The following is a 22,932-nucleotide window of genomic DNA, read 5'->3' as shown; positions in this document are numbered from 1 at the left end:
CGTGGTCGGACTACTTGGCGATGTTGTTGGCCCAGAGGGTCTTGTCGTCCACGTTGTCCTTGGTGATCAGCGGGGCGGGCAGCTGGTCCTCCAGTCCGTTGGGCAGCGTGATGATGGTGGACTGGTGGTCGGTGGGGCCGGCCTGGAAGGTCTTGCCCTCGGCGGCGGCCTCGGCGTAGAAGAGCGCGTACTTGGCGTACAGGTCGGCCGGCTGGGAGATCGTGGCGTCGATCTGGCCCTTGCGGATCGCGTCGAACTCCTGCGGGATGCCGTCGTTGGAGATGATCGCGATGTGGCCCGGGGTGCCGACCGGCTTGAGCAGGCCCTTCTGCTGCAGCAGCGCGAGGGTGGGCTGCAGGAAGACGCCGCCGGCCTGCATGTAGATGCCGTTCAGGTCGGGGTTGGCGGCCAGCGTGGACTGCAGCTTGGCGGAGGCCACGTCGCCCTTCCAGTCGGTGGCCAGCTCGATCACCTGGATGCCGGGGAACTCGCTCTTCATGCAGGCGGCGAAGGCCTCCGAGCGGTCGCGGCCGTTGATCGAGTCGAGTGCGCCCTGGAGTTCGGCGACCTTGCCCTTTCCGCCGAGCTGCTTGCCCAGGAACTCGCAGGCCTTGGTGCCGTACGCCTTGTTGTCCGCGCGGACCACCATGTACACCTGCCCCTTGTCGGGGCGGGTGTCGACGCTGACCACGGGGATCTTCTTGGCGGCGAGCGCGTCCAGGGTGGAGGTGATCGCGCCGGTGTCCTGCGGGGCCATCACCACGGCCTTGGCGCCGGTGCTCTCGAACACCTGGACGTTGGAGACCAGCTTGGTGACGTCGTTCTGCGAGTTGCTGACCGGCAGCGCGTGCAGGCCCTGGTCGGACACGTCGGACTTGATGTACTGCGCGTAGGAGTTCCAGAAGTCGGAGTCGGCCCGCGGCAGGTCGATCCCGATCGCCGGCTTGCCGCCGGCGGCGCTGCTGCTGCTCCGGTTGCAGGCCGTGGCGAACCCCGCCAGCACGACGAGGGTGGCGGCGGTCGCCGCGATTCTGGTGGGGACGCGAGGCTTCATGGTGCTGATCTCCTTGGCTGGGATGCCGGGTGCCCGAAGGGGCAGGGTGGGAACTGGTGTTGTGCGAGACCGCGGGAACCGGCGGCCGTTGTGGTGAGCTTGTTTCCGGAGTTCGACACGCGACCGCCCCTCTCAGCCCTCTTCCGAGAGGGGCGGCTGGTGTCGATCTGCGGTGCTCTGCTGGGGCGACGGAGTGCGTCTCCCGCAGTCATCGGATGGATCACGGTACCGAGGACCCTATGAGCCGACAACCTGGCTGGCAAGAGAAGACCTCTGATGAATCTCAACCGTTATGTCCGAGCTTCCAGCATGTGCCGCGAGAAGCGAATATCCCACCTGGGGTGCGGTGTTATCGGACCCCGTGCTCAGCCGAGAAGAGTCATCGGAGGACTTCTTGCAGTCTCGGGCTCTCTGCTCGTATGGTCTGACGGCAGCACAGAGATCCGATGTATTGGGCTGCGCTCGATGGCGGAGGTTCCCACCTCCAGAACGACGGGAGACGAGAGATGAGGCTGCTGCGGCTCGGAAATCCGGGAGCGGAGGCTCCTGCGGTCCAGACCGGGGACGGCCGGACGTTCGCGCTGTCGGGCCTGACCGGCGACATCGACGGGGCGTTCCTCGCTGCGGACGGGATCGAGCGGGTCCGGCGCGCGCTGGCCGAGGAGGCACTGCCGCTCCTCGATCCGGCCGGGCTGCGCGTCGGCGCCCCGGTCGCCCGCCCGGGCAAGGTGGTCTGCGTCGGGCTCAACTACCGCGACCACGCCGAGGAGACCGGCGCCGCGATCCCGCCGCGCCCGGTGGTCTTCATGAAGGACCCGGCCACCGTGGTCGGCCCCTACGACCGGGTGCTGATCCCCCGGAACTCGGTGAAGACGGACTGGGAGGTGGAGCTCGCCGTGGTGATCGGCCGCCAGGCCCGCTACCTCGGATCCCCCGCCGACGCGGCCGGTGTGATCGCCGGCTACGCGATCAGCAACGACGTCTCCGAGCGGGAGTTCCAGCTCGAATTCTCCGCCCAGTGGGATCTCGGCAAGTCCTGCGAGACCTTCAACCCACTGGGCCCCTGGCTGGTCACCCCGGACGAGGCCGGCGACCCGCAGCTGCTGGGCCTGCGCCTGGCCGTCAACGGCACCGCACGCCAGGACGGCAACACCAAGAACATGATCTTCGACGTCAACTACCTGGTGTGGTACCTGAGCCAGTACATGGTGCTGAACCCGGGCGACGTCATCAACACCGGCACCCCGGCCGGAGTCGCGCTGGGCCTGCCCGGCACCCCGTACCTGCGCGACGGCGACACCGTCGAGCTGTCCATCGACGCTCTCGGTACCCAGTGCCAGACCTTCGCCAACGCTTGAGAGGCACCGAGTTGTCCGCCTACACCGCACGGATCACCGCCGTCGACACCTACGACATCCGTTTTCCCACCTCGCGCGAGCTGGACGGGTCCGACGCGATGAACCCGGACCCCGACTACTCCGCCGCCTACGTCGTCCTGCGCACCTCCGAGGGCGGCCACGAGGGCCACGGCTTCACCTTCACCATCGGCCGGGGCAACGACGTCCAGGTGGCCGCGATCGACGCACTGCGCGAGCACATCGTCGGACGTCCGGTCGCCGAGCTGTGCGCGGACCCCGGATCGCTGAGCCGCGACCTGATCGGCGACAGCCAACTGCGCTGGCTGGGGCCCGAGAAGGGCGTGATGCACATGGCGATCGGCGCCGTCGTCAACGCCGTGTGGGATCTGGCGGCCAAGCGCGAGGGAAAGCCGCTGTGGCAGCTGCTCGCGGACGCCGACCCCGCCTGGCTGGTCTCCCAGGTCGACTTCCGCTACATCAGCGACGCCCTGACCCCCGAGGAGGCGCTGGATCTGCTGCGCCGGGGCAAGCAGGGCGCCGACGACCGCGAGGCCGAGCTGCGCCGGCGCGGCTACCCCGGCTACACCACCTCCCCCGGCTGGCTCGGCTACAGCGACCAGAAGCTGACCCGCCTGGCCAAGGAGGCCGTGGCCGCCGGCTTCACCCAGATCAAGCTCAAGGTCGGCGCCGACCTGGCCGACGACATCCGCCGCTGCCGCACCGCCCGCGCGGCGATCGGCCCGGACATCCGGATGGCGATCGACGCCAACCAGCGCTGGAACGTCGCCCAGGCCATCGAGTGGACCAACGCGCTGGCCGAGTTCGACCCGTACTGGATCGAGGAGCCCACCAGCCCCGACGACGTGCTCGGCCACGCCGCCGTCCGTCGCGGCGTCCAGCCGGTCAAGGTCGCCACCGGCGAACACGTCCAGAACCGGATCATCTTCAAGCAGCTGCTCCAGGCCGGAGCCATCGACGTCCTCCAGCTGGATGCCGCCCGGGTCGGCGGTGTGAACGAGAACCTCGCCATCCTGCTGCTGGCCGCCAAGTTCGGCGTCCCCGTCTGCCCGCACGCCGGCGGCGTGGGCCTGTGCGAACTGGTCCAGCACCTGTCGATGTTCGACTACGTCGCGCTCTGCGGCACCACCGAGAACCGCGTCATCGAGTACGTCGACCACCTCCACCAGCACTTCGTGGACCCCGTGGTGATCCACGACGGCCACTACCAGGCGCCCACCGCCCCCGGTTTCTCCGCCACCATGCACCAGGCCAGCATCGACACCTACACCTACCGCGACGGCGTCTTCTGGGCCGCCGACCGGCTCACCGAGACGGAGCTCAGCGCATGACGAACGATCTGTCAGGTCTGCGCGCCCTGGTCACCGGCGGCGCCTCGGGCATCGGCCTGGCCACGGCCCGGCTGCTGAGCGAGCGCGGCGCACGGGTGGCGGTGCTCGACCTCGACCCGCGCGGCGCCCAGCCGCCGCTGCTCGGCTTCACCGCCGACCTCGGTGACGACGCGTCGGTGCGCGCGGCCGTCGCGGCCGCAGTCGGCGAGCTGGGCGGCCTGGACATCCTGGTCAACAACGCGGGGATCGGCGCGGCCGGCACCGTGGCGGACAACCCGGACGAGCAGTGGCACCAGGTGCTGGACATCAACGTGGTCGGCCTGGTCCGCACCACCCGCGCCGCCCTCCCGCACCTGCGCCGCTCCGCCAACGCGGCGATCGTCAACACCTGTTCGATCGCCGCCACCGCCGGTCTGCCGCAGCGCGCGCTGTACTCGGCGAGCAAGGGCGCCGTCCTCTCGCTGACCCTGGCGATGGCGGCCGACCACGTGCGCGAGGGCATCCGGGTGAACTGCGTCAACCCCGGTACGGTGGACACGCCTTGGGTCGCCCGGCTGCTGGACGCGGCGCCCGACCCGGCGGCCGAGCGGGCCGCGCTGAACGGCCGTCAGCCCACCGGTCGGCTGGTCGGCGCACCGGAGGTGGCCGCCGCGATCGCCTACCTGGCCTCCCCAGCCGCCGGCAGCGTCACCGGAACGGCGCTCGCGGTGGACGGCGGGATGGCCGGCCTGCGGCTGCGACCGGAGCCGCCGCGATGAAGCTCGGAGCCAGCCGGGTCGGGGCCGGCCCGTTCGCCTTCGGCGCCGCCGCGATCGGCAACCTCTTCACGCCGGTCACCGACGCCCAGGCGGAACAGGCGCTCCAGGCCGCCTGGGAGGCGGGCGTGCGGTACTTCGACACCGCGCCGCACTACGGGCTGGGCCTGTCGGAGCGCCGGCTGGGAGCGGCGCTGCGCGGGCGGCCGCGCTCGGAGTTCACCGTCTCCACCAAGGTCGGCCGACTGCTGGAACCGCTGCCCGCCCCGGCCGGGGACGATCTGGCCGACGGCTTCGCCGTGCCGGCGACCCACCGGCGGGTCTGGGACTTCAGCGCCGACGGGGTGCGCCGCTCGATCGAGGCCAGCCTGCGGCGCCTGGGCCTGGACCGGATCGACCTCGTCTACCTGCACGACCCGGACGACCACGTCGAGCAGGCCCTGACCGAGGCCTACCCCGAGCTGGAGCGGCTACGTGCCGAAGGCGTCATCGGCGCGATCGGTGTCGGCATGAACCAGGCCGCCGTCCCTGCGCGGTTCGTCCGCGAGACCGACATCGACGCCGTCCTGCTGGCCGGCCGCTACACCCTGCTGGACCAGAGCGGACTGGCCGAACTGCTGCCGCTGGCCGCCGAGCGCCGGGTGAGGGTGGTGGTCGGCGGGGTCTTCAACTCCGGCCTGCTCGCGGACCCCAGGCCCGGCGCCACCTTCGACTACACCGCCGCTCCGCCAGAGGTCCTGGCCCGGGCGCTGGGCTTCAAAGCCGTCTGCGAGCGGCACGGCGTGCCGCTACGCGCCGCCGCGCTACGCTTCCCCTTCGGGCACCCGGCGGTCGCCGGCGTGCTGGTCGGCGGTCGCAGTGCGGCAGAGGTGAGCGACGCCGCCGCCATGCTGCGGCTCGCCCTGCCGGCCGCGCTCTGGCACGACCTGAAGGCGCACGGCCTGCTCGCCCCTGGCGTGCCGATCCCCGAGGAGGCGAGCTGAGTGCGCATCGCCCTGTTCATCACCTGCTTCAACGACACCCTCTACCCCGGTACCGGCCGGGCGGTGCTGACCGTGCTGGAACGCCTGGGCCACACCGTGGACTTCCCGCAGGAGCAGACCTGCTGCGGTCAGATGCACTTCAACACCGGCTACCGGCCGCAGGCCGTCCCGCTGGTCGCCCGGTTCGCCCGCGCCTTCGCCGACTACGACGCGGTGGTCACCCCCTCGGCCTCCTGCGCCGGCATGGTGCGGGAGAACCACCCGGTGCTCGCCGAGCAGTACGGGCCGGCCGCACTGCGCCAACAGGTCGCCGAACTCGTCCCAAGGGTCTACGAGTTCACCGAGTTCCTGACCGACGTCCTCAAGGTCACCGAGGTCGGCGCCCGGTTCCCGCACAAGGTCGCCTACCACCCCACCTGCCACTCGCTGCGCGGCCTGCGCCTGGGCGACCGGCCGCTGCGACTGCTGCGCGCGGTCAAGGACCTCGACCTGGTGGAACTGCCCGGGGCCGACTCCTGCTGCGGCTTCGGCGGCACCTTCGCGGTGAAGAACGCCGACACCTCCAGCGCGATGCTCGCCGACAAGGCGGCCGGGGTGCTGGCGAGCGGTGCCGAGGTGCTCTGCGCCGCCGACAACTCCTGCCTGATGCACATCGGCGGCGGCCTCTCCCGCCAGGGCAGCGGCGTGCGGACCATGCATCTGGCCGAGATCCTGGCCGGCACCGAAGGAGAGAAGCGATGAGCGATCGCGGTGTGGTCTGGCTCGGCTCGCCGTCCTTCCCCGAGGCGGCCCGCACCGCGCTCGCCGACCAGCAACTGCGCACCAACCTGCGGCGCGCCACCACCACCATCCGCGACAAGCGCCTGGCCGTCGCCGCGGAACTCGACGACTGGGAGGAGCTGCGCACCGCGGCCGAGGCGATCAAGCGCCGCACGGCCCGTCACCTCGACCGGTACCTGCTGCAGCTGGAGGAGGCGGTCACCGCCGCCGGCGCAACCGTGCACTGGGCGAGCGACGCCGCCGAGGCCAACCGGATCGTCACCTCTCTCGTCCAGGCCACCGGAGAACGCGAGGTGGTCAAGGTCAAGTCGATGGCCACCCAGGAGATCGGCCTCAACGAGGCGCTCGCCCGCGAAGGGATCACCGCCTACGAGACCGATCTGGCCGAACTGATCGTGCAGTTGGGCGAGGACCGCCCCTCGCACATCCTGGTCCCGGCGATCCACAAGAACCGCACCGAGATCCGCGACCTGTTCGCCGCCGAGATGGCGCACTGGGGCGAGCCGGCCCCCGAGGGCCTGGGCGACGATCCCCGCGAACTCGCCGAGGCGGCCCGGCGCCACCTGCGCAAGAAGTTCCTGACCGCCAAGGTCGCCGTCTCGGGCGCCAACTTCGCGGTGGCCGACACCGGCACGGTCACGGTGGTGGAGTCGGAGGGCAACGGGCGGATGTGCCTGACCCTGCCCGAGACGCTGATCACCGTGATGGGCATCGAGAAGGTCGTCCCCACCTGGTCGGACCTGGAGGTGTTCCTGCAGCTGCTGCCGCGCTCCTCCACCGGCGAGCGGATGAACCCGTACACCTCGACCTGGACCGGGGTGACCGAAGGCGACGGTCCGTCACAGTTCCACCTGGTGCTGCTGGACAACGGGCGCACCGACACCCTGGCCGACACCGTCGGACGGCAGGTGCTGGGCTGCATCCGCTGCTCCGCCTGCCTGAACGTCTGCCCGGTCTTCGAGCGCACCGGCGGCCACGCCTACGGCTCGGTCTACCCGGGGCCGATCGGCGCGGTGCTCACCCCGCAGCTGGTGGGAGTCGAGCAGGCCGCCTCGCTGCCGTTCGCCTCCACCCTCTGCGGGGCCTGCTACGACGCCTGCCCCGTGAAGATCAACATCCCGGAGGTCCTGGCCCACCTGAGGGCCGAGGTGGTCGAGGCCACGCGCCACCCGCTGAGCCCCGAAGCCCTCGCGATGAAGGCCGCCGCCACCGTGCTGGACTCACCCCGGCTGCTCTCCGCCGCGCAGAAGGCGGCCTCGCTCGGCGGGCGGGTGCTGGCCCGCGAGGGCCGGATCGGCCGGCTGCCCGGACCGCTGCACGGCTGGTCCGACACCCGCGACAGCCCCGCGCCCCCGGCCGAGTCGTTCCGGACCTGGTGGCGCAAGAACCGAGAGGGAACGCCTTGAGCAGCCGCGAGACCGTCCTGGCCCGGATCCGGGACGCGCTGGCCGACGTCCCCGCCGAGGAGGGACCCGAGGACGTCGCAGTGGAACGTGCGTACCGGCGCAGCCATCTGGAGCCGGGGCAGGACCCGGTGGAGCTCTTCGCCGAGCGGGTCGCCGACTACCGGGCCACCGTTCACCGGGCCACCCCAGAGGACGTGCCCGCGGTGATCGCCCGGGCGCTGACCGAGCGCGGCGCCGGCCGGCTCGCCCTGCCGTCCGGGTTTCCCACCGAGCTGCTGCCGAGCGGGAGCCGGCCGTGGCAGTGGCAGTCGGAACCCCTGACGGTGCCGGAACTGGACGCGCTGGACGGCGCGGTGACCCTGGCGGCCGTCGGGATCGCGGTGACCGGCACCATCGTGCTGGACGCGGGCCCCGGCCAGGGCCGACGGGCGCTGAGCCTGGTGCCCGACTACCACCTGTGCGTGATCCGCGTCGGGCAGATCGCCGACGACCTGCCCGACGCGCTCGCCCGGCTCGACCCCGCCCGACCCCTCACCTTCATCTCCGGACCGTCCGCCACCAGCGACATCGAACTCGACCGCGTCGAGGGTGTGCACGGCCCGCGCACCCTGGACGTCGTCATCGTGGAGCAGCCGGTGCAGCAGCCAGTGGAGCAGCCAGTGGAGCCGTCATGAGAATCGCCCTGCACACCCGCGTCCGCCCCGACCGGATCGAGGAGTACGAGGCCGCCCACCGCGCCGTCCCCGCCGAACTCGCCATCGCCATCCGGGCCGCCGGGGTCTCCTCGTGGACCATCTGGCGCAGCGGCACCGAGCTGTTCCACCTGCTGGACTGCGAGGACTACGGCCGACTGCTGGCGGAGTTGGAGCAGCTGCCGGTCAACATCGCGTGGCAGGCCCGGATGGGCGACCTGCTGGACGTGGTGCACGACTACTCCGCCGAGGGCGCCTCGGCCGGACTCCCGGTGGTGTGGAACCTGTGACGGACCACATCATCGTCGACTCGCACCACCACGTCTGGGACCTGGCGGTCCGTCCGCAGCCGTGGATCTCGGGCCCGGCGCTGGCCCCGTTGGCCCGCTCCTTCTCCCTCGCCGACCTGGCGCCCGAGGCCCACGCGGCCGGGGTGAGTGCCGCCGTGGTCGTGCAGACCGTCTGCGTGCCCGAGGAGACACCCGAGCTGCTCGGGCTGGCCGCCGGCGACGCGCTGGTGGCGGGCGTGGTGGGCTGGACGGAGCTGACCGCCCCCGACATCGCGGACAGGCTCGCCGAGCTGCGCGAACTGCCCGGCGGGCAGCGACTGGTGGGCATCCGTCACCAGGTCCAGGAGGAGCCGGACCCGAACTGGCTGCTGCGCCCCGAGGTCCGGCGCGGTCTGCTCGCCGTCGCCGCCGCCGGGCTCGCCTACGACCTGGTCGTCACGCCGGAGCAACTGCCGGCCGCCACCGCCGCCGCGGCCCGCCTGACCGGGCTCACCTTCGTCCTCGACCATCTGGGCAAACCGCCGATCGCAAGCGGAGCCCTGGGAGCCTGGGCCACCGGGCTGCGCCGCTTCGCCGCCCTGCCCAACACGGTCGCCAAGCTCTCCGGTCTACTCACCGAGGCCACCCCCGGCGGCTGGACCCTCGACGACCTGCGGCCCGCCGTCGACACCGCCATCGACGCCTTCGGCCCGCAGCGCCTGCTGTTCGGCTCCGACTGGCCGGTCTCCACCCTGGAGGCGCCCTACAGCCGGGTGCTGGCCGTCACCGAGGAGCTCACCGCCGGCCTCACCCCCGGAGAGCGGCAGGCCCTCTTCGCGGGCAACGCGATCCGGGTCTACGGGCTCGCCGGGCACTGACCGGGGAGTGGGGCAGCGCTGCCGCTCAGGGCCTGTGCGCCGGCCCCCTGCCGGCGGCCCCTCCTACTCCAGGGTGTTCCGCAGCCACTGCTCCACTCCCGCCACGTGCACCGTCGCCCAGGAGCGGGCGACCTCGGGCTGGCGGGCGGCGATCGCGGTGTAGATCGCGCGGTGCTCCTCGGCGGTACGGGTGACCGCGCCCTCCTCGGTGATGCCGCGCCAGACGCGGGCCCGGGCGGTGGGACCGGAGATGCCGTCGATCAGCGAGCAGAGCACGGTGTTCCCGGTGCCGGCCGCGATCCGGCGGTGGAACTCCAGGTCGTTGGCGATCAGCTCCTCCAGCGAGGGCTCGGCGGGCAGGCGCTCCAGGACCTGGCCCAGCTCGGCGACGGCCTCATCGGACATCACCGTGGCGGCCATCGCGGCGGCGGCCGGTTCCAGGATGCGGCGCACCTCCAGGAACTCCAGCACCGTGTCGTCCTGGTGGAAGTCGACCACGAAGGCGAGCGCGTCCAGCAGCAGGTGGGGTTCCAGACTGGTGACGTAGGTGCCGTCGCCCTGGCGCACGTCGAGCACCCGGATCAGCGAGAGCGCCTTGACCGCCTCGCGCAGCGAGTTGCGGGACAGGCCCAGCCGCTCGGCGAGGTCGGCCTCCTTCGGCAGGCGGGCCCCGGGGTGCAGCTCACCGCTGACGATCATCGCCTTGATCTTCTCGATCGCCTCGTCAGTGACCGGCACTGGCCTCACTCCCCAAACGTCATGTGATCCCTTCTGCTTCCCGCAGACTAGACCACCTCGCAAGAGGTCCTATGTTAGCCGCCTTCGGGACGGACAGCCGCCAGATTCCCCCGCAGATTCGCCGGGACTCTTGTCCGACACATCCGATGTATGGATACTCGCGTCAAGCCAGTGCAGTGCCGCCTCCCCGTGCACCCCCCTCTTGCACCGGATCCCTGCGACGACTAGGACTCTCGGTGAACCACAACTCCCACCAGACCAAGCCCGAGGCACTCTCCCGCCGTTCCGTGCTCCGTGGTGCGCTCACCCTGGGCGCCATGCTCACCGTCTCGTCGCTGCCCGTCTTCCAGGCCCGGGCGGCCGTCCCGCGCCCGGCCACCGCCACCCTGGTGCCCGACGCGCAGGCCACCGTGCTCCGGTACGACGCCCCCGGCGCCGAGTCGGCGATCATGCAGCAGGGCCTGCCGGTCGGCAACGGACGGATCGGCGCCATGACCACCGGCGACCCCTCGTACGACGCGTTCTACCTCTCCGACGCCACCCTGTGGACCGGCGGCCTCAACGCCACCCTCGGCTCCGACGGCCAGTTCCCCTACGGCACCGACGACTTCGGCACCTTCGGCCAGCTCGCCCAGGTCCACCTCAGCCTGCCGGCGCACACCACCTCCGCGATCACCGACTACCAGCGCCGTCTCGACCTCAGCAACGGGCTGGCCGTCACCACCTACCGGCTCGGCGGGGTGACCTACCGGCGCGAGGTCTTCGTCAGCCACCCGGACGACCTGGTGGTGATCCGGCTCAGCCAGAGCGGCGGCGGCTCCTACACCGGCAGCCTCACCCTCAACGGCACCCGCGGCGAGAGCGTCACCGCCGGCTCGTTCAGTGCCACCCTGGCCAACGGCCTGAAGTACGCCGCCACCCTCAAGGCCGCGGCCACCACCGGAACCGTCAGCACCAACGGGAGCACCGTCGGCTTCAGCAACTGCCAGGAGGTGGTCCTGCTGATCAGCGGCGGCACCACCTACTCGCCGGCCGCGCCCACCTTCATCGACACCGCCGCCGACCCGCTGGCCACCGCGACGGCCACCGCCACCAGCGCGGCCGGCGTCCCCGGCGCGTCCCTGCTCGCCACCCACGTCGCCGACTACCAGCGCCTGCAGCAGTCGGTGACCGTCAACCTGGGCACCTCCACCGCCGACCAGCGCGCCATGGACACCCCCACCCGGCTGGCCGCCCGGGCCGCCAGCGGCGCCGCGCCCGACCCCGAACTCGACGCCTGCTACCTCCAGTTCGGCCGCTACCTGATGATCACCGGCTCCCGGACCGGCCTCCCGCTCAATCTCCAGGGCCTGTGGATCGACACCAACTCCCCTTCCTGGATGAGCGATTACCACACCGACATCAACGTCCAGATGAACTACTGGCTGCCCGACCGGGCCGGCCTGTCCGAGTGCTTCACCGCCTTCGCCGACTACTGCGTCAGCCAGTACCCGTCCTGGCAGGCCACCACCCAGGCGCTCTTCAACGACGCGCGCAACGGCTTCCGCAACACCTCGGGGAAGATCGCCGGCTGGACGGTGGGCATCTCCACCAACCCCTGGGGCGGCTCCGGCTGGTGGTGGCAGCCGGCCGGCAGCGCCTGGCTCTCCAACTCGCTCTACGAGCACTACGAGTACACCCAGGACCGGGCCTACCTGTCCCGGATCTACCCGCTGCTCAAGGGCGCCTGCGAGTTCTGGCAGGCCCGCCTGATCACCACCACCGCCAACGGCGCCCAGGTCCTGGTGGACGACCACGACTGGTCCCCCGAGCAGGGCCCCACCGACGCGATCGGCATCACCTTCGCCCAGGAACTGGTCTGGCAGCTCTTCCAGAACTACCGCAGCGCGGCCGCCACCCTCGGTCTGGACAGCGCTTTCGCCGCCACCGTGACCGATCTGCAGAACCGCCTCTACCTGCCGCAGGTCAGCGCCACCACCGGCTGGCTGGAGGAGTGGATGACCGACGCCAACCTCGGCGAGACCACCCACCGCCACCTCTCGCCGCTGATCGGCCTCTTCCCCGGCGATCGGATCTCCCCCGACACCAGCCCGGCCGCGCTGCTCACCGGCGCCACCAACCTGCTCACCGCGCGCGGGATGCAGAGCTTCGGCTGGGCCTGCGCCTGGCGCGCACTGTGCTGGGCCCGGCTGCACAACGCCGACAAGGCCTACCAGTTGGTCACCACCGTGATGACGCCCTCGGTGAACAACAGCAACGGCGCCGCCGCCAACATGCTGGACATGTACAGCCTCGGCTCCAGCACCGTGTTCCAGATCGACGCCAACTTCGGCACCCCCAGCGCGATGCTCGAAATGCTGCTGTACTCGCGCCCCGGCCGACTGGAGCTGCTTCCGGCCGTGCCCTCGGCCTGGGCCGCCGCCGGCTCGGTCACCGGCCTCGGCGCGCGCGGCGGGCTCACCGTCGACTTCGCCTGGACCAACGGCCAGGTCACCACCGTCACCCTGCACGGCGCACCGGGCACCACGACCACCGTGCAGGCCGGCACCAGCAGCACCGCCGTCACCATCCCGGCCGGCGGCTCCTACACCTTCGCCCCCGCTCCCGGAGTGCCGAGCCGCTGCCAGTTGGTCAACCGGGCCAGCGGCAAGGTGATCGACGTGCCCGGCTCGGCCACCGGCACCGGCACCGCACTGATCCAGTACGCCTCACAGGGCAGCGATAACCAGCACTGGAACGTGCTGCGGTCCGGCACCGGTTGGCAGTTCGTGAACGTGCACTCGGCGCTGGCCATGGACGTGGACGGCGGCTCGACCGCGCCCGGCACCCCGATCATCCAGTGGACCCCGGGCACCGCCGCCAACCAGCAGTGGACGCTGACCGACGCGGGCGGTGGCTACGCCACCGTCACCTGCGTGCGCAGCGGCCTGGTGCTCGGGGTGGCCGGCGACTCCACGGCCGACCTGGCGGCGATCCAGCAGCAGACCGCCACCGGCAGCGCGAGCCAGCAGTGGCTCCTGCAGGCCGTCTGACACGGAACTCGTCATGGCCACCGGCCTGGGTGGGAGCCATCGGGGGTGTCCTCGACTGGAACGGTCACGGGTTCGGCCGCGGGTGCGGCGTTACGGTCACGGGTTCGGCCGCGGGTGCGGCGTTACGGTCACGGGTTCGGCCGCGGGTGCGGCGTTGCCGAACGAGCCACCGGCCATGCCGGCGGTGAGGGTGGTACCGTCGGCCGGATCGATCAGCAGGAACGATCCGGTGCGGCGGTTGGCGCTGTAGTCGTCGAGGGCCAGCGGCTCGGCGGTGCGCAGCACCACGTGGCCGATCTCGTTGACGTTCAACCCCTCGGCGCCGGAGCACTGTTCGAGGCCCCCTCGGCCGATCGGCGCAGTGCTGTCGATCCGGTAGGAGATCTCCTTGACCAGCGCGCGCACGGTGCGGGTGGTGTGCTTGAGCAGCACCTTGTCGCCGGCCCTCAGCGGGTGCTCGTGCAGGTGGCAGACGGTCGCCTCGACGTCCTTGGTCGGCACCGGGATCGGGCCGGTGGCGATCAGGTCGCCGCGGGAGACGTCGATGTCCTCGGTGAGGCGAACGGTGATCGACTGCGGTGCCCAAGCGGTGTCGGTCTCGGTGCCGAGTGCGTCGATGCCCGCGATGGTGGTGGTGCGGCCGGAGGGCAGCACCGTCACCGGGTCGCCCTTGCGCAGCACGCCGGAGGCCAACTGGCCCGCGTAGCCGCGGTAGTCCAGGTGCTCGCCGCTCTGTGGGCGGATCACGTACTGGACCGGGAAGCGGGCCGGCTCCTCGCTCGGGTCGCTGCCGACCGGCACCGTCTCCAGGTGCTCCAGCAGGGTCGGGCCGCCGTACCAGTCCGTGTGCGCCGAGGGCTCGACGACGTTGTCGCCGGCCAGCGCCGAGATCGGCACCGCGACGATGTCGCCCAGGCCCAACGAGGCCGCGTAGGCGGTGAACTCGGTGGCGATCGCGGCGAAGACCGGCTCGGCGTAGTCGACCAGATCCATCTTGTTGACGGCCAACACCACGTGCGGCACCCGCAGCAGGGCGGCGACGGCCGCGTGCCGGCGGGTCTGCTCGACCACGCCGTTGCGCGCGTCGACCAGCACCACGGCGAGTTCGGCGGTGGAGGCGCCGGTGACCATGTTGCGGGTGTACTGCACGTGCCCGGGGGTGTCGGCCAGGATGAACCGCCGCCGCGCGGTGGCGAAGTAGCGGTAGGCCACGTCGATGGTGATGCCCTGCTCGCGCTCGGCGCGCAGGCCGTCGGTGAGCAGCGCCAGGTCCGGCGCCTGCCGGCCGCGCTTGCGCGAGGCGTGCTCGACAGCCTCCAACTGGTCGGCCGGCACGGACTTGGAGTCGTGCAGCAGGCGGCCGACCAGGGTGGACTTGCCGTCGTCCACCGAACCGGCGGTGGCGAAGCGCAGCAAGGTGGTGGCGCCGAGGACCTGGGCGTCGTGGGACTGGGTGTCGGTGGTGGTGCTCATTAGAAGTACCCCTCGCGCTTGCGGTCTTCCATGGCGGCCTCGGAGAGCTTGTCGTCGGCCCTGGTGGCCCCGCGTTCGGTCAGCCGGCTGGCGGCGATCTCGGCGATCACGTCGGCGACGGTCGCGGCGTCGGAGTCGACCGCTCCGGTGCAGGACATGTCGCCCACCGTGCGGTAGCGGATCAGCCGGCGCTGGAGGCTCTCGCCGTCCTTGGGGCCGCCCCACGCGCCGGCGGTCAGCCACATGCCGTCACGGGCGAAGAGGTCGCGCTCGTGCGCGAAGTAGATCTGCGGCAGCTCGATGGACTCGCGTTCGATGTACTGCCACACGTCCAGCTCGGTCCAGTTGGAGAGCGGGAAGACGCGCACGTGCTCGCCCGGCGCGTGCCGGCCGTTGTACAGCGACCAGAGTTCGGGGCGCTGACGACGCGGGTCCCAGGCGCCGAACTCGTCGCGCAGCGAGAAGACGCGCTCCTTGGCCCGGGCCTTCTCCTCGTCGCGACGGCCGCCGCCGAAGACCGCGTCGAACGTGTGGGACTCGATCGCGTCCAGCAGCGGCACCGTCTGCAGCGGGTTGCGGGTGCCGTCCGGGCGTTCGCGCAGCCGGCCGTCGTCGATGAAGTCCTGCACGGAGGCGACGTGCAGGCGCATGGAGTGCTGCGCCACCACCCGGTCGCGGTAGGCGATGACCTCAGGGAAGTTGTGGCCGGTGTCCACGTGCAGCAGCGGGAACGGCACCGGCGCGGGCCAGAACGCCTTGCGCGCCAGGTGCAGCATCACGATCGAGTCCTTGCCGCCGGAGAACAGGATCACCGGCCGCTCGAACTCACCTGCCACCTCGCGGAAGATGTGCACCGACTCCGCTTCCAGCACATCCAGGTGGGAGAGCGCGAAGGGGTCCTTCGCGGTGTCGAGCGGACTCCGGGTCGCGGTCGTCATGCCAGGCCTCTCTCGGTCAGGAAGACGTACAGCTCGGCGGCGGACTCGGCCACCGAGCGGTCCTGGGTCTGCAGGCGCAACTCCGGTGCGGCCGGCACCTCGTACGGGTCGTCGACCCCGGTCAGGCCGGTCAGCTCGCCGGCCGCCTGCTGGGCGTACAGGCCCTTGACGTCCCGCTCCGAGCAGAGCTCCACCGGGGTCGCCACGTGCACCTCCAGGAAAGCGGTGCCCTCGGCGGCGTGCCGCTCACGCACCGCGGCCCGCGAGTCGGCGTAGGGGGCGATCACCGGGGCGAGCACCTTGACGCCGTTGGCGGCCAGCTTCTGGGCGACGAAGCCGATCCGGGTGACGTTGGTGTGCCGGTCCTCGCGGGAGAAGCCCAGGCCCTTGGAGAGGAACTCGCGGATCTCGTCCCCGTCCAGCACCTCCACCCGGTGCCCCTCGGCCCGCAGCCGCTCGGCCAGCGCGAAGGCCAGCGTGGTCTTACCGGCGCTGGGCAGCCCGGTCAGCCACACCGTGGCGCCGCGCTCACAGGGGGCGGCCGCGGGGGCCGCCTCCGCAGGGGCCGCGGCGACCGGGATGTCGACTGTGATCACGATCAACTCCAAAGGGGGAAAGCTTCCTTGGGGTCCATGGGTGAGCCGGCTGCGACCAGCCGATGGCAGTGGGCTCGGCAGCACCACCCGGGGCGCGCGGGCACGACAGGGACGCAACCGGGTGCGGCGAGCCGCTTCCACCGGCTCCCCCGCTACGTCTTCGGCCGTGCACGGTGAGGTTCGGACGCCAGGGATCAGAGTTCGTGGTGGGGGCGGCCAAGCGAGGTTACGACACCGAGTCGAGGTGAACCATCGCCGCGTCACTGCTAGTTCACTCCTGCGAGTGGATCGGTGGCGACCGGCTCTCCTCGTTTGCCAGGAGCGCACGCTACCTGATCGCACGATCGGGGCCAAGGGGGTGGGCGCGCGGCCGGAGCGGCCTCCGGAGGAGCTGCCGGCCGGCTTCCGGCGCAGTGGGACTCCGAGTGATTTACCTCGCGGATCCATTGACATGTGCGCGCAACATGGGCTTAACCTGACGGGCGTTACTGCTAAGTAGTCTTCGGGTCGGACCGGATCGCGGGATGGCGCCATGGCGCCCCCGAGCAGCAAAGTGCGTGTCGCGCCCTACTGCCCTGACTCATGCCCCAGCTGCACCACGATGCACACCGGAGAGTCCATGAGACCCTGCTGTTCGCTGACCGACCTCATCACCGGGATCGCCGCGTTCCGCTTACCGGACGCCGCACTCGTCGAAGCCGGGTGCCACGCAGGCGCAGTGAGCGTGCTGGATCCGGGAGCCGGTGATCGTCGAGCGCGCGAGGAACCCGCCCGGCTCCGGGAACGCGCCCCAACCGGCTCCGGCACGATCCGACGCAGCCCGCGTTCCCCTCTCACCCTGCTGCCGAAGGAACACACCCCTTGCCTGCCGCCCCGCTCGCCCTCACCCTGGCCAATCTGCTGCTCCGGCCGGGCTTCGGCGCTCGTCGCAACCCCGACCAGGTCTTCGACCGGCTCATCGCCACCATCGCGCAGGCGGACGGAGACCAACCGTTCACCGACGACTTCCGGCTGCTGCTGCGCACCTGGTCGAGGGACGACAGCCTCACCCCGGTCGGCTGGGCATCCGCGCAGGCCCACGTCCGCAGGCAGCTCGGCAACCGGGCCCGGATCCGCCGACTGATCTCCCAACACCCCGCGATCGAGCGCGAACCCATCGAGCGGCCGGTGTTCGTGGTGGGCCTGCCGCGCACAGCCACCACACTGACCCACAGCATCCTGTCGCTCTCGGCCGAGCACCGCTGCCCCCTGCTGTGGGAACTGCTCACCCCCGACGTGGAGCCGACGCCTGATCAGCGCAGGAGAGCGATCACCGCCGCGCGTCGGATGGTCGGCGCGATCGACCTCTTCGCCCCGCGGTTCCGCGACATCCACCCTCTCGACGCCGAGGGCCCCGACGAGTGCACCTTCGCCCTCCCGCACACCGTCATGCCACTGTCCCAGGCCCGCATCCCCAACTACACAGCCCGGCACTACGAACGGGACTTCATCCCCGACTACCGCTACCTCAAGCAGGTTTTCCAGGTACTCCAGTACGGTCGCCCGCGCCGACGCTGGGTGCTGAAGTCACCCATGCACCTGGAGAACCTCGACGCACTGCGCACCGTCTTCCCGGATGCCACCATCGTGTGGACACACCGCGACCCGGTCGCCGTCGTGGCGTCCTTCTGCAGCCTGGTCGAGCACGGCATGGCCATCACCGTCCGCCCCCTCGACCTGCACGGAATCGGGGCCACCTGGCTCGATGTGCTGAGCCGCGCCATGAAGCGGGGCCTGGCGGCCCGTGGCTCGATCCCCTCCGAGGCGCTGGTGGACGTCCCCTACTCCTGGCTCGGGTCCCACCCTGCCACCGGCGCCCCCAAACTCTACGAATCCATCGGCGCCCGCTGGACGACCGCCACCGCAGCCCGGCTTCCCGAGATCACCGCCCGTCCGAAGGGCACCCGCCCGCACAGCTACGACCTGGCGCGTTACGGCCTGACCCGCGCCGACGTCGAGGCAGCGTTTGCCGACTACAACACCGTGCGCGCCGAGGTCGATCAGAGCTGACGCCCGGGCCATCCGATCCGCCTTCCGGGCTCACCTCTCCGGAACGTCCAGTCTCTCCAGGGCCGTTGACGGGACGCTCGGGTCTGAACCCCGCTCGACGCCGGCGACGTGGTCATGGATAGGTCACTGACGCGAACGGACGTCATGGCTCACCTGACGGACAACGGGAGCCTCGATGACTCATGGCACTGAGAACACGGCCGCTTCGCCCGACGGTCCTCTCCTGGAGGTGGTGGACCGCACGGGGGAGACGGACGTGGAACTGCAGGACGAGGAACTCGACGTGGTGGTCGCCGGTTTGGCGCAAGCCGCGTTCGAGGCACGTGAATCGCGCGGTCGGCACGGTTGGGGCGTACCCATGTGAGACCCTGCGGGCGTTCTCGTGCCCGCGACCTCGGCGGCGAGGCCGCGGGCACGGAGGCTCACACGTACGGCGGGTAGGTCGGCTGCCCCCCGTCGCCGCCGCCGATGGCATCCAGATCTCCGTCGCAGATCTCCTCGTCGACCTCCGCATTCACTCCCACTGCGGTGTCGTCGGCGTCGGGGTTCTGCACGTTGTCGTCCTTCATGGTGATGGGCTCCTCTGCTGGTTCTGCTCGGATGCGATGTGCCTGGCGGTGGTCAACTGACCGTTATGGGAACCTCGTTGTAGCCGATGACTTGCACCTTCGACCCCGAGGCGCTGGTCGGAACGTACGTCAGGAACGTCTCCAGCCGGCCGATGGTGAACTGGCTCGCCGTCGCGCCGGCCGGTTTTCCCAACTGTGCGGCGTCGGTGCCCTTCGCGGCCAGGGAGACGGTGCCTCCGGCCTTGACCGGCGTCAGCGTGTCGGTGACGACGTCGGTGGTGAACGCGAGCACGCCACCGTCCGCGGTCCGCAGGGCGTAGGTGTGGGGGGGTGTCGGACTCAGCGTCCTGGAAAGGGTCGTGCCCTGACCGCCCAGAGACTTCTGGCCGAGGGTGTAACCGTTGGAAAGGTTGTCGTCCAGCGGGGCGCTGTAGGAGAACTTGTCCTTGCCGACGAGGTTCTGCTGGTAGTGGGCGAGAATATCGGCTGCCAGGGAATCCGGAGCCGCCAGGAGGCCGTCCGGGCTCGACACGGCGCCGGCGGCACCAGCACTGTTGACGTCGATCTTCGGCACCGGCCCGGTGACCGTGAGCGAGTACGCAGCCAAGTAGGACGCTCCGGGCGCCTCCTGCACAAAGACACGGTACGAGGGGCCCGGATAGGGCACCCCACCCTGCGCCCGGCTGGACACGGCCAGGAACCAGTGCGGGAAGTCCGCGCCCGAGGTGGCGTAGATGGTGATGCCCTTGTCGTCGATGGGCGCGACCGACTGGCCCAGTTGCTTGCTGATGCGCATCCATGCGACGTCCGCCGTGAGCAGTGGCGCGGTTTCGATGCCGGTCAGACCCGTACTGTCGAAGGCGGTGTTCACCTGGTTGTTCGCGGCGTCGTAGCGGCTGACCACGGCGGACGCCTCGTCCTGGGAGATGACCGCCCCCGGCAGGGACGCGTGCGCGCCGGTGTCGCCGCTGTGGACCGTGCCGCAGCCGGCCGTGAAGCCGAGACCCAGGATGACGGTTGCCGCAGCGGCCGGCAGACGGAGCCTTCTCTTCTTGCGGTTCACATCATCACCTTTCTGATTCGTGCATCTGCCTGCGCACCAACTGGTGAAAGAGGCTCGTCGAGTCGCGGAGCAGCTCGGACGGAGGTCCGCATTCGGCAACCCGGCCTTCGGCGAGTACGACGACCTTGTCGGCGTCGAGGATGGTCGAGAGCCGGTGCGCGATGACGACACGGGTCGCGTTCAGGCGCTGTGTGCTCTCCGTGACGATCCGCTGGGTCTCGTTGTCCAACGCGCTGGTGGCCTCGTCGAAGAACAGGATCCTGGGGCGGCGGATCAAGGCGTGCGCGATGGCCAGGCGCTGACGCTGGCCGCCGGAGAAGGTCCCGCTGTCACTGACCAGCGTGTGCATCCCCATCGGCATGGCGCGGATGTCCGCGGCGATGCCCGCCAGTTCGGCGGCGGCCCACGCATCGTCGTGGCTGTAGTTGAGGGCGCCGGTGATGGCCTGGAAGACGGTGCCCGCGAACGGCTTCGTCTGCTGCAGAACGACGCCGCACTGCCGCCGCACCGCGACGCTGTCCAGGGTGGCCAGGTCCTGGCCGTCGTACAGGACGTTGCCGCTGGAGGGTTGCTCGAAGCCCAACAGCAGCCGCAGCAGGGTGGACTTGCCGCAACCGCTGGGGCCGACGATCGCCACGAACTCGCCCGGCCGCATGCTCAGGGACACGTTGTCGAGTACCGGTGGACTGCTTTCGTCATAGCGGAACGTCACCCGGTTCACCTCGATGTCCCCCGACAGTTCACCCGGCACCGTGTGGGCGTCCGAGGCCTCCGGCAACTCGGCCAGCAACGGCTTCATACGGTTGAACATGGGGATCACCGCGAAGGCCGAGGCGAGGGAGTTGGTGACCTGGATGACGGCCGCCAGGACGATGCCCAAGGCTGCGTTGAAGGACAGGAACCGGGTCATCGACAGGGTCCCGCGGGCCGGCCCGCTGATGACCACGAAGGTGAGCAGCACGCAGATGAGCGGATAGACGCCGTTGAACGTGGCTGCCGCGTTCTGGTACCTGCCGATGCGCTTCTGCAGCTCCTTCTGCTGCGCGAACTCGTTCGCCCAGGCCGCGAAAGCGCGGTTCTCGGCGCTTGCCACCCGCAGCTTGGGAAGCCCTCGAAGTCTCTGGTACACGCGGTTCGCGAGCTTGTGCTCCAACTCCAGGGACAGCGTCTGCCACTTCATCTGCCGCGCTCCCAGCACGACGAAGAACACCACGGCGACCAGCACGTACAACCCTGTCAGCAGGGCCAGCGGCACACTGAACCAGAACATGACGGCGAAGTTCACCACGGCGACCACGCTGGAGTAGAGCACCACATAGCTGACGTTCATCAGCACCGTGCGGATGTTCTTCACCCCCAGCGCCGCACTGGCCAGTTCGCCGGTGGAGTACCGGCGGAAGAAGGGCGCCGGCAGACGTAGCAGCCGGTCCCAGACGGCCGCCTGCAGGTTGGCCTCGAAGCGGCCCCCGACGCGCAGCAGTGCGAGGTTCTCCAACACCGCGAAGACCGCCGATGCGAGGGCGGCTATCAGCGTCAGGACGCACACCTGCACGATGAGGTTCGTCTGGGCGTTCGGGACGAACGTGCCCAGGATCAGCCCGGTGCTGATGGGCACCGTGGTGCCGACCGCGACCGCGACCAGCGCGAACGTGATCAGGTTGCGGATGTCGCGCGCGCTGCCCTTCAGGCCGAACAGGATCAGCCGCCCGGTGCTGATCGGCCGTTCGGGCAGGGGCGGGTAGAACAGCACCCCCGTGTCGTCGAAGTTCCCCGCCGTCCGCTCGCTCACCGGGCTCTTCTCACCGGTGACGGGATCCCAGGCCACGTACCGTCCGCGCCGCCAGACGAACGCCACCGGCTCCAGGGAGTCGCCGTGGCGTCCGACGAACGGTCCGATGTTCGTGCGCCACCAGTGCTCGTCCAGGCTCACCGCGCGGATGCGAAAGCGCGAGCGCACGGCGATCGCCTCGATCGGACCCGTCCTGCCCCCGGTCGGGGGGCCGCACGCCGGCAGGATGGGGATGCCCAGTTCGTCGGCCACGATGCGGCAGGCTGCTTCGGTGGAGTCCTCGGTGTGGACGGGTCCGCTGCGCGAGACGTGCTCGGCCGGCTGGAGCACCGCCCGCAGGACCCGATTGGCCTTGTCGGTGACCGCCTCCTCCAGCGCGCGCACGGCTCGGACCCGGGACTCGGCCTGCTCCGCCTCGGCGGCGATGACCCGGTCGGCCATCCGCAGCATGCGCTCGTTCACTTCGGCCAGGCGGACCCACAACCGGCCGTCGGCCAGCAGCTCACCGCTCGAACAGGTCCGGAACGAGGCCGAGGACCCGCCGCGGACGGAGCTGCCTTCACCGACCACGAACGTGTCGCCGCGGGAGAGCCACTCACCGCTGCTCGGCGTTCCCACCCACAGCCGACCGCCCAGGACCTCGATCCAGACCAGTCCCGCAGGTGAACGCCCGCATTCCTCGTCCGCCAGCTCACCCCGGCCGCCGACGGTCAGGAGCACGTGTTCCCGGGCCGCCGGTTGCTCGGCGACGAAGCCCAGAAGGCCTTCGAGACCGGCGTCGATGCCGCGGGCAAAGGCCTCACTCGCCGCCCCGCAGTGGACGTCGCCGGGCAGGAGCCCTGCCAGGTCCGCGGCATCGAGTCGCAGGACGCGAGAGCCGTGGACGGCTCGCAGGACCGGGACGCCGGAGGGGCAGGACGGTGGCGCGGCGATGACGGCGCCCGGGGCGAACCGGCTGACGAAGTGCCAGGGGCCGCCCTCGGCAGCCTCGATGGCGAACATGTCGACGGCTCCGTCGGTCACCAGCCACAGGGCGTCCTCGCCGGCCAGCCGCACATGTCCCGCACTGAAGTCGATCTCGGTGCCGATCCCGGCGGGCGGTCGCCAGGCCGCTGCGACCGCCGGCAGCCGCTCGGTCCTCGAGGATGTCGTGCTCATGCG

General features: G+C 70.8%; 19 protein-coding genes. 11 read left to right on the top strand and 8 right to left on the bottom strand.

Annotation, left to right across the window (positions count from 1 at the left end; translation table 11 throughout):
• Positions 1-10: 10 nt before the first annotated feature.
• Complete coding sequence (locus tag ACFZB9_RS33375) at positions 11-1,054, bottom strand: sugar ABC transporter substrate-binding protein (RefSeq protein ID WP_391453480.1); 1,044 nt, start codon at positions 1,052-1,054, stop codon at positions 11-13.
• Between the two features lie 506 nt (positions 1,055-1,560).
• Between ACFZB9_RS33375 and ACFZB9_RS33370 the strand changes: the two genes are divergently transcribed.
• The 9 genes from ACFZB9_RS33370 to ACFZB9_RS33330 are packed head-to-tail and all read left to right on the top strand — an operon-like array spanning position 1,561 to position 9,524.
• Entirely contained in the window at positions 1,561-2,412 is an 852-nt protein-coding gene (locus tag ACFZB9_RS33370) for a fumarylacetoacetate hydrolase family protein (protein WP_391453479.1), read from the top strand.
• An 11-nt stretch (positions 2,413-2,423) separates the two neighbouring features.
• Positions 2,424-3,761, top strand: a complete 1,338-nt coding sequence (locus ACFZB9_RS33365; protein ID WP_391453477.1) for an L-fuconate dehydratase — start codon at positions 2,424-2,426, stop codon at positions 3,759-3,761.
• Positions 3,758-4,519 (top strand): SDR family NAD(P)-dependent oxidoreductase, encoded by a 762-nt coding sequence (locus ACFZB9_RS33360; RefSeq protein ID WP_391453476.1) that lies wholly within the window; start codon positions 3,758-3,760, stop codon positions 4,517-4,519. The genes ACFZB9_RS33365 and ACFZB9_RS33360 overlap by 4 nt, the downstream gene beginning before the upstream one ends.
• A complete protein-coding gene (locus ACFZB9_RS33355; protein ID WP_391453474.1) occupies positions 4,516-5,499 on the top strand; it encodes an aldo/keto reductase in 984 nt (327 codons plus the stop codon). Before ACFZB9_RS33360 ends, ACFZB9_RS33355 begins: the two co-directional genes overlap by 4 nt.
• The gene (locus ACFZB9_RS33350) at positions 5,500-6,240 is read left to right on the top strand and encodes a (Fe-S)-binding protein (protein ID WP_391453473.1); all 741 of its coding nucleotides are present in this window, start codon (positions 5,500-5,502) and stop codon (positions 6,238-6,240) included.
• Positions 6,237-7,685 (top strand): LutB/LldF family L-lactate oxidation iron-sulfur protein, encoded by a 1,449-nt coding sequence (locus tag ACFZB9_RS33345; protein ID WP_391453472.1) that lies wholly within the window; start codon positions 6,237-6,239, stop codon positions 7,683-7,685. Before ACFZB9_RS33350 ends, ACFZB9_RS33345 begins: the two co-directional genes overlap by 4 nt.
• Positions 7,682-8,359 (top strand): lactate utilization protein C, encoded by a 678-nt coding sequence (locus ACFZB9_RS33340; protein WP_391453470.1) that lies wholly within the window; start codon positions 7,682-7,684, stop codon positions 8,357-8,359. Before ACFZB9_RS33345 ends, ACFZB9_RS33340 begins: the two co-directional genes overlap by 4 nt.
• Entirely contained in the window at positions 8,356-8,667 is a 312-nt protein-coding gene (locus ACFZB9_RS33335) for an L-rhamnose mutarotase (protein WP_391453468.1), read from the top strand. Before ACFZB9_RS33340 ends, ACFZB9_RS33335 begins: the two co-directional genes overlap by 4 nt.
• On the top strand, positions 8,664-9,524 hold the full coding sequence (locus ACFZB9_RS33330; RefSeq protein ID WP_391453466.1) for an amidohydrolase family protein: 861 nt from the start codon (positions 8,664-8,666) through the stop codon (positions 9,522-9,524). The genes ACFZB9_RS33335 and ACFZB9_RS33330 overlap by 4 nt, the downstream gene beginning before the upstream one ends.
• A gap of 63 nt (positions 9,525-9,587) precedes the next feature.
• On the opposite strand, the gene ACFZB9_RS33325 is transcribed toward ACFZB9_RS33330, so the two are convergent.
• Positions 9,588-10,262 carry a FadR/GntR family transcriptional regulator gene (locus ACFZB9_RS33325; protein WP_391453465.1) on the bottom strand — a complete coding sequence of 225 codons (675 nt, stop codon included), beginning with the start codon at positions 10,260-10,262 and terminating at the stop codon, positions 9,588-9,590.
• Positions 10,263-10,579: 317 nt separating this feature from the next.
• On the opposite strand from ACFZB9_RS33325, the gene ACFZB9_RS33320 reads away from it, so the two are divergent.
• The gene (locus ACFZB9_RS33320; protein WP_391453548.1) at positions 10,580-13,294 is read left to right on the top strand and encodes a glycoside hydrolase N-terminal domain-containing protein; all 2,715 of its coding nucleotides are present in this window, start codon (positions 10,580-10,582) and stop codon (positions 13,292-13,294) included.
• Positions 13,295-13,390: 96 nt separating this feature from the next.
• On the opposite strand, the gene ACFZB9_RS33315 is transcribed toward ACFZB9_RS33320, so the two are convergent.
• The 3 genes from ACFZB9_RS33315 to cysC are packed head-to-tail and all read right to left on the bottom strand — an operon-like array spanning position 13,391 to position 16,286.
• Positions 13,391-14,767, bottom strand: coding sequence for a sulfate adenylyltransferase subunit 1 (locus ACFZB9_RS33315; protein WP_391453463.1), 1,377 nt, complete (start codon positions 14,765-14,767; stop codon positions 13,391-13,393).
• Positions 14,767-15,705, bottom strand: coding sequence for a sulfate adenylyltransferase subunit CysD (gene cysD / locus ACFZB9_RS33310; protein WP_391453462.1), 939 nt, complete (start codon positions 15,703-15,705; stop codon positions 14,767-14,769). Before cysD ends, ACFZB9_RS33315 begins: the two co-directional genes overlap by 1 nt.
• Entirely contained in the window at positions 15,702-16,286 is a 585-nt protein-coding gene (gene cysC, locus ACFZB9_RS33305) for an adenylyl-sulfate kinase (protein WP_391453546.1), read from the bottom strand. The genes cysD and cysC overlap by 4 nt, the downstream gene beginning before the upstream one ends.
• Before the next feature lie 876 nt (positions 16,287-17,162).
• On the opposite strand from cysC, the gene ACFZB9_RS33300 reads away from it, so the two are divergent.
• Positions 17,163-18,350 carry a sulfotransferase family protein gene (locus ACFZB9_RS33300; protein WP_391453461.1) on the top strand — a complete coding sequence of 396 codons (1,188 nt, stop codon included), beginning with the start codon at positions 17,163-17,165 and terminating at the stop codon, positions 18,348-18,350.
• Positions 18,351-18,772: 422 nt separating this feature from the next.
• Here the strand turns inward: ACFZB9_RS33300 and ACFZB9_RS33295 are convergent, their stop codons facing one another.
• The 3 genes from ACFZB9_RS33295 to ACFZB9_RS33285 are packed head-to-tail and all read right to left on the bottom strand — an operon-like array spanning position 18,773 to position 22,929.
• Complete coding sequence (locus ACFZB9_RS33295; protein WP_391453459.1) at positions 18,773-18,919, bottom strand: hypothetical protein; 147 nt, start codon at positions 18,917-18,919, stop codon at positions 18,773-18,775.
• Positions 18,920-18,971: 52 nt separating this feature from the next.
• Entirely contained in the window at positions 18,972-19,982 is a 1,011-nt protein-coding gene (locus ACFZB9_RS33290; RefSeq protein ID WP_391453457.1) for a hypothetical protein, read from the bottom strand.
• 4 nt (positions 19,983-19,986) lie between these two features.
• Positions 19,987-22,929: an NHLP bacteriocin export ABC transporter permease/ATPase subunit gene (locus tag ACFZB9_RS33285; RefSeq protein WP_391453456.1), complete on the bottom strand. Its 2,943-nt coding sequence runs from the start codon at positions 22,927-22,929 to the stop codon at positions 19,987-19,989.
• Between the last annotated feature and the right edge of the window lie 3 nt (positions 22,930-22,932).

Source organism: Kitasatospora sp. NPDC008050 (assembly GCF_042957465.1).
Lineage (GTDB): Bacteria > Actinomycetota > Actinomycetes > Streptomycetales > Streptomycetaceae > Kitasatospora.
Note: the sequence above shows the minus strand (reverse complement) of the source record. Positions and strands in the feature narration are given on the sequence as shown.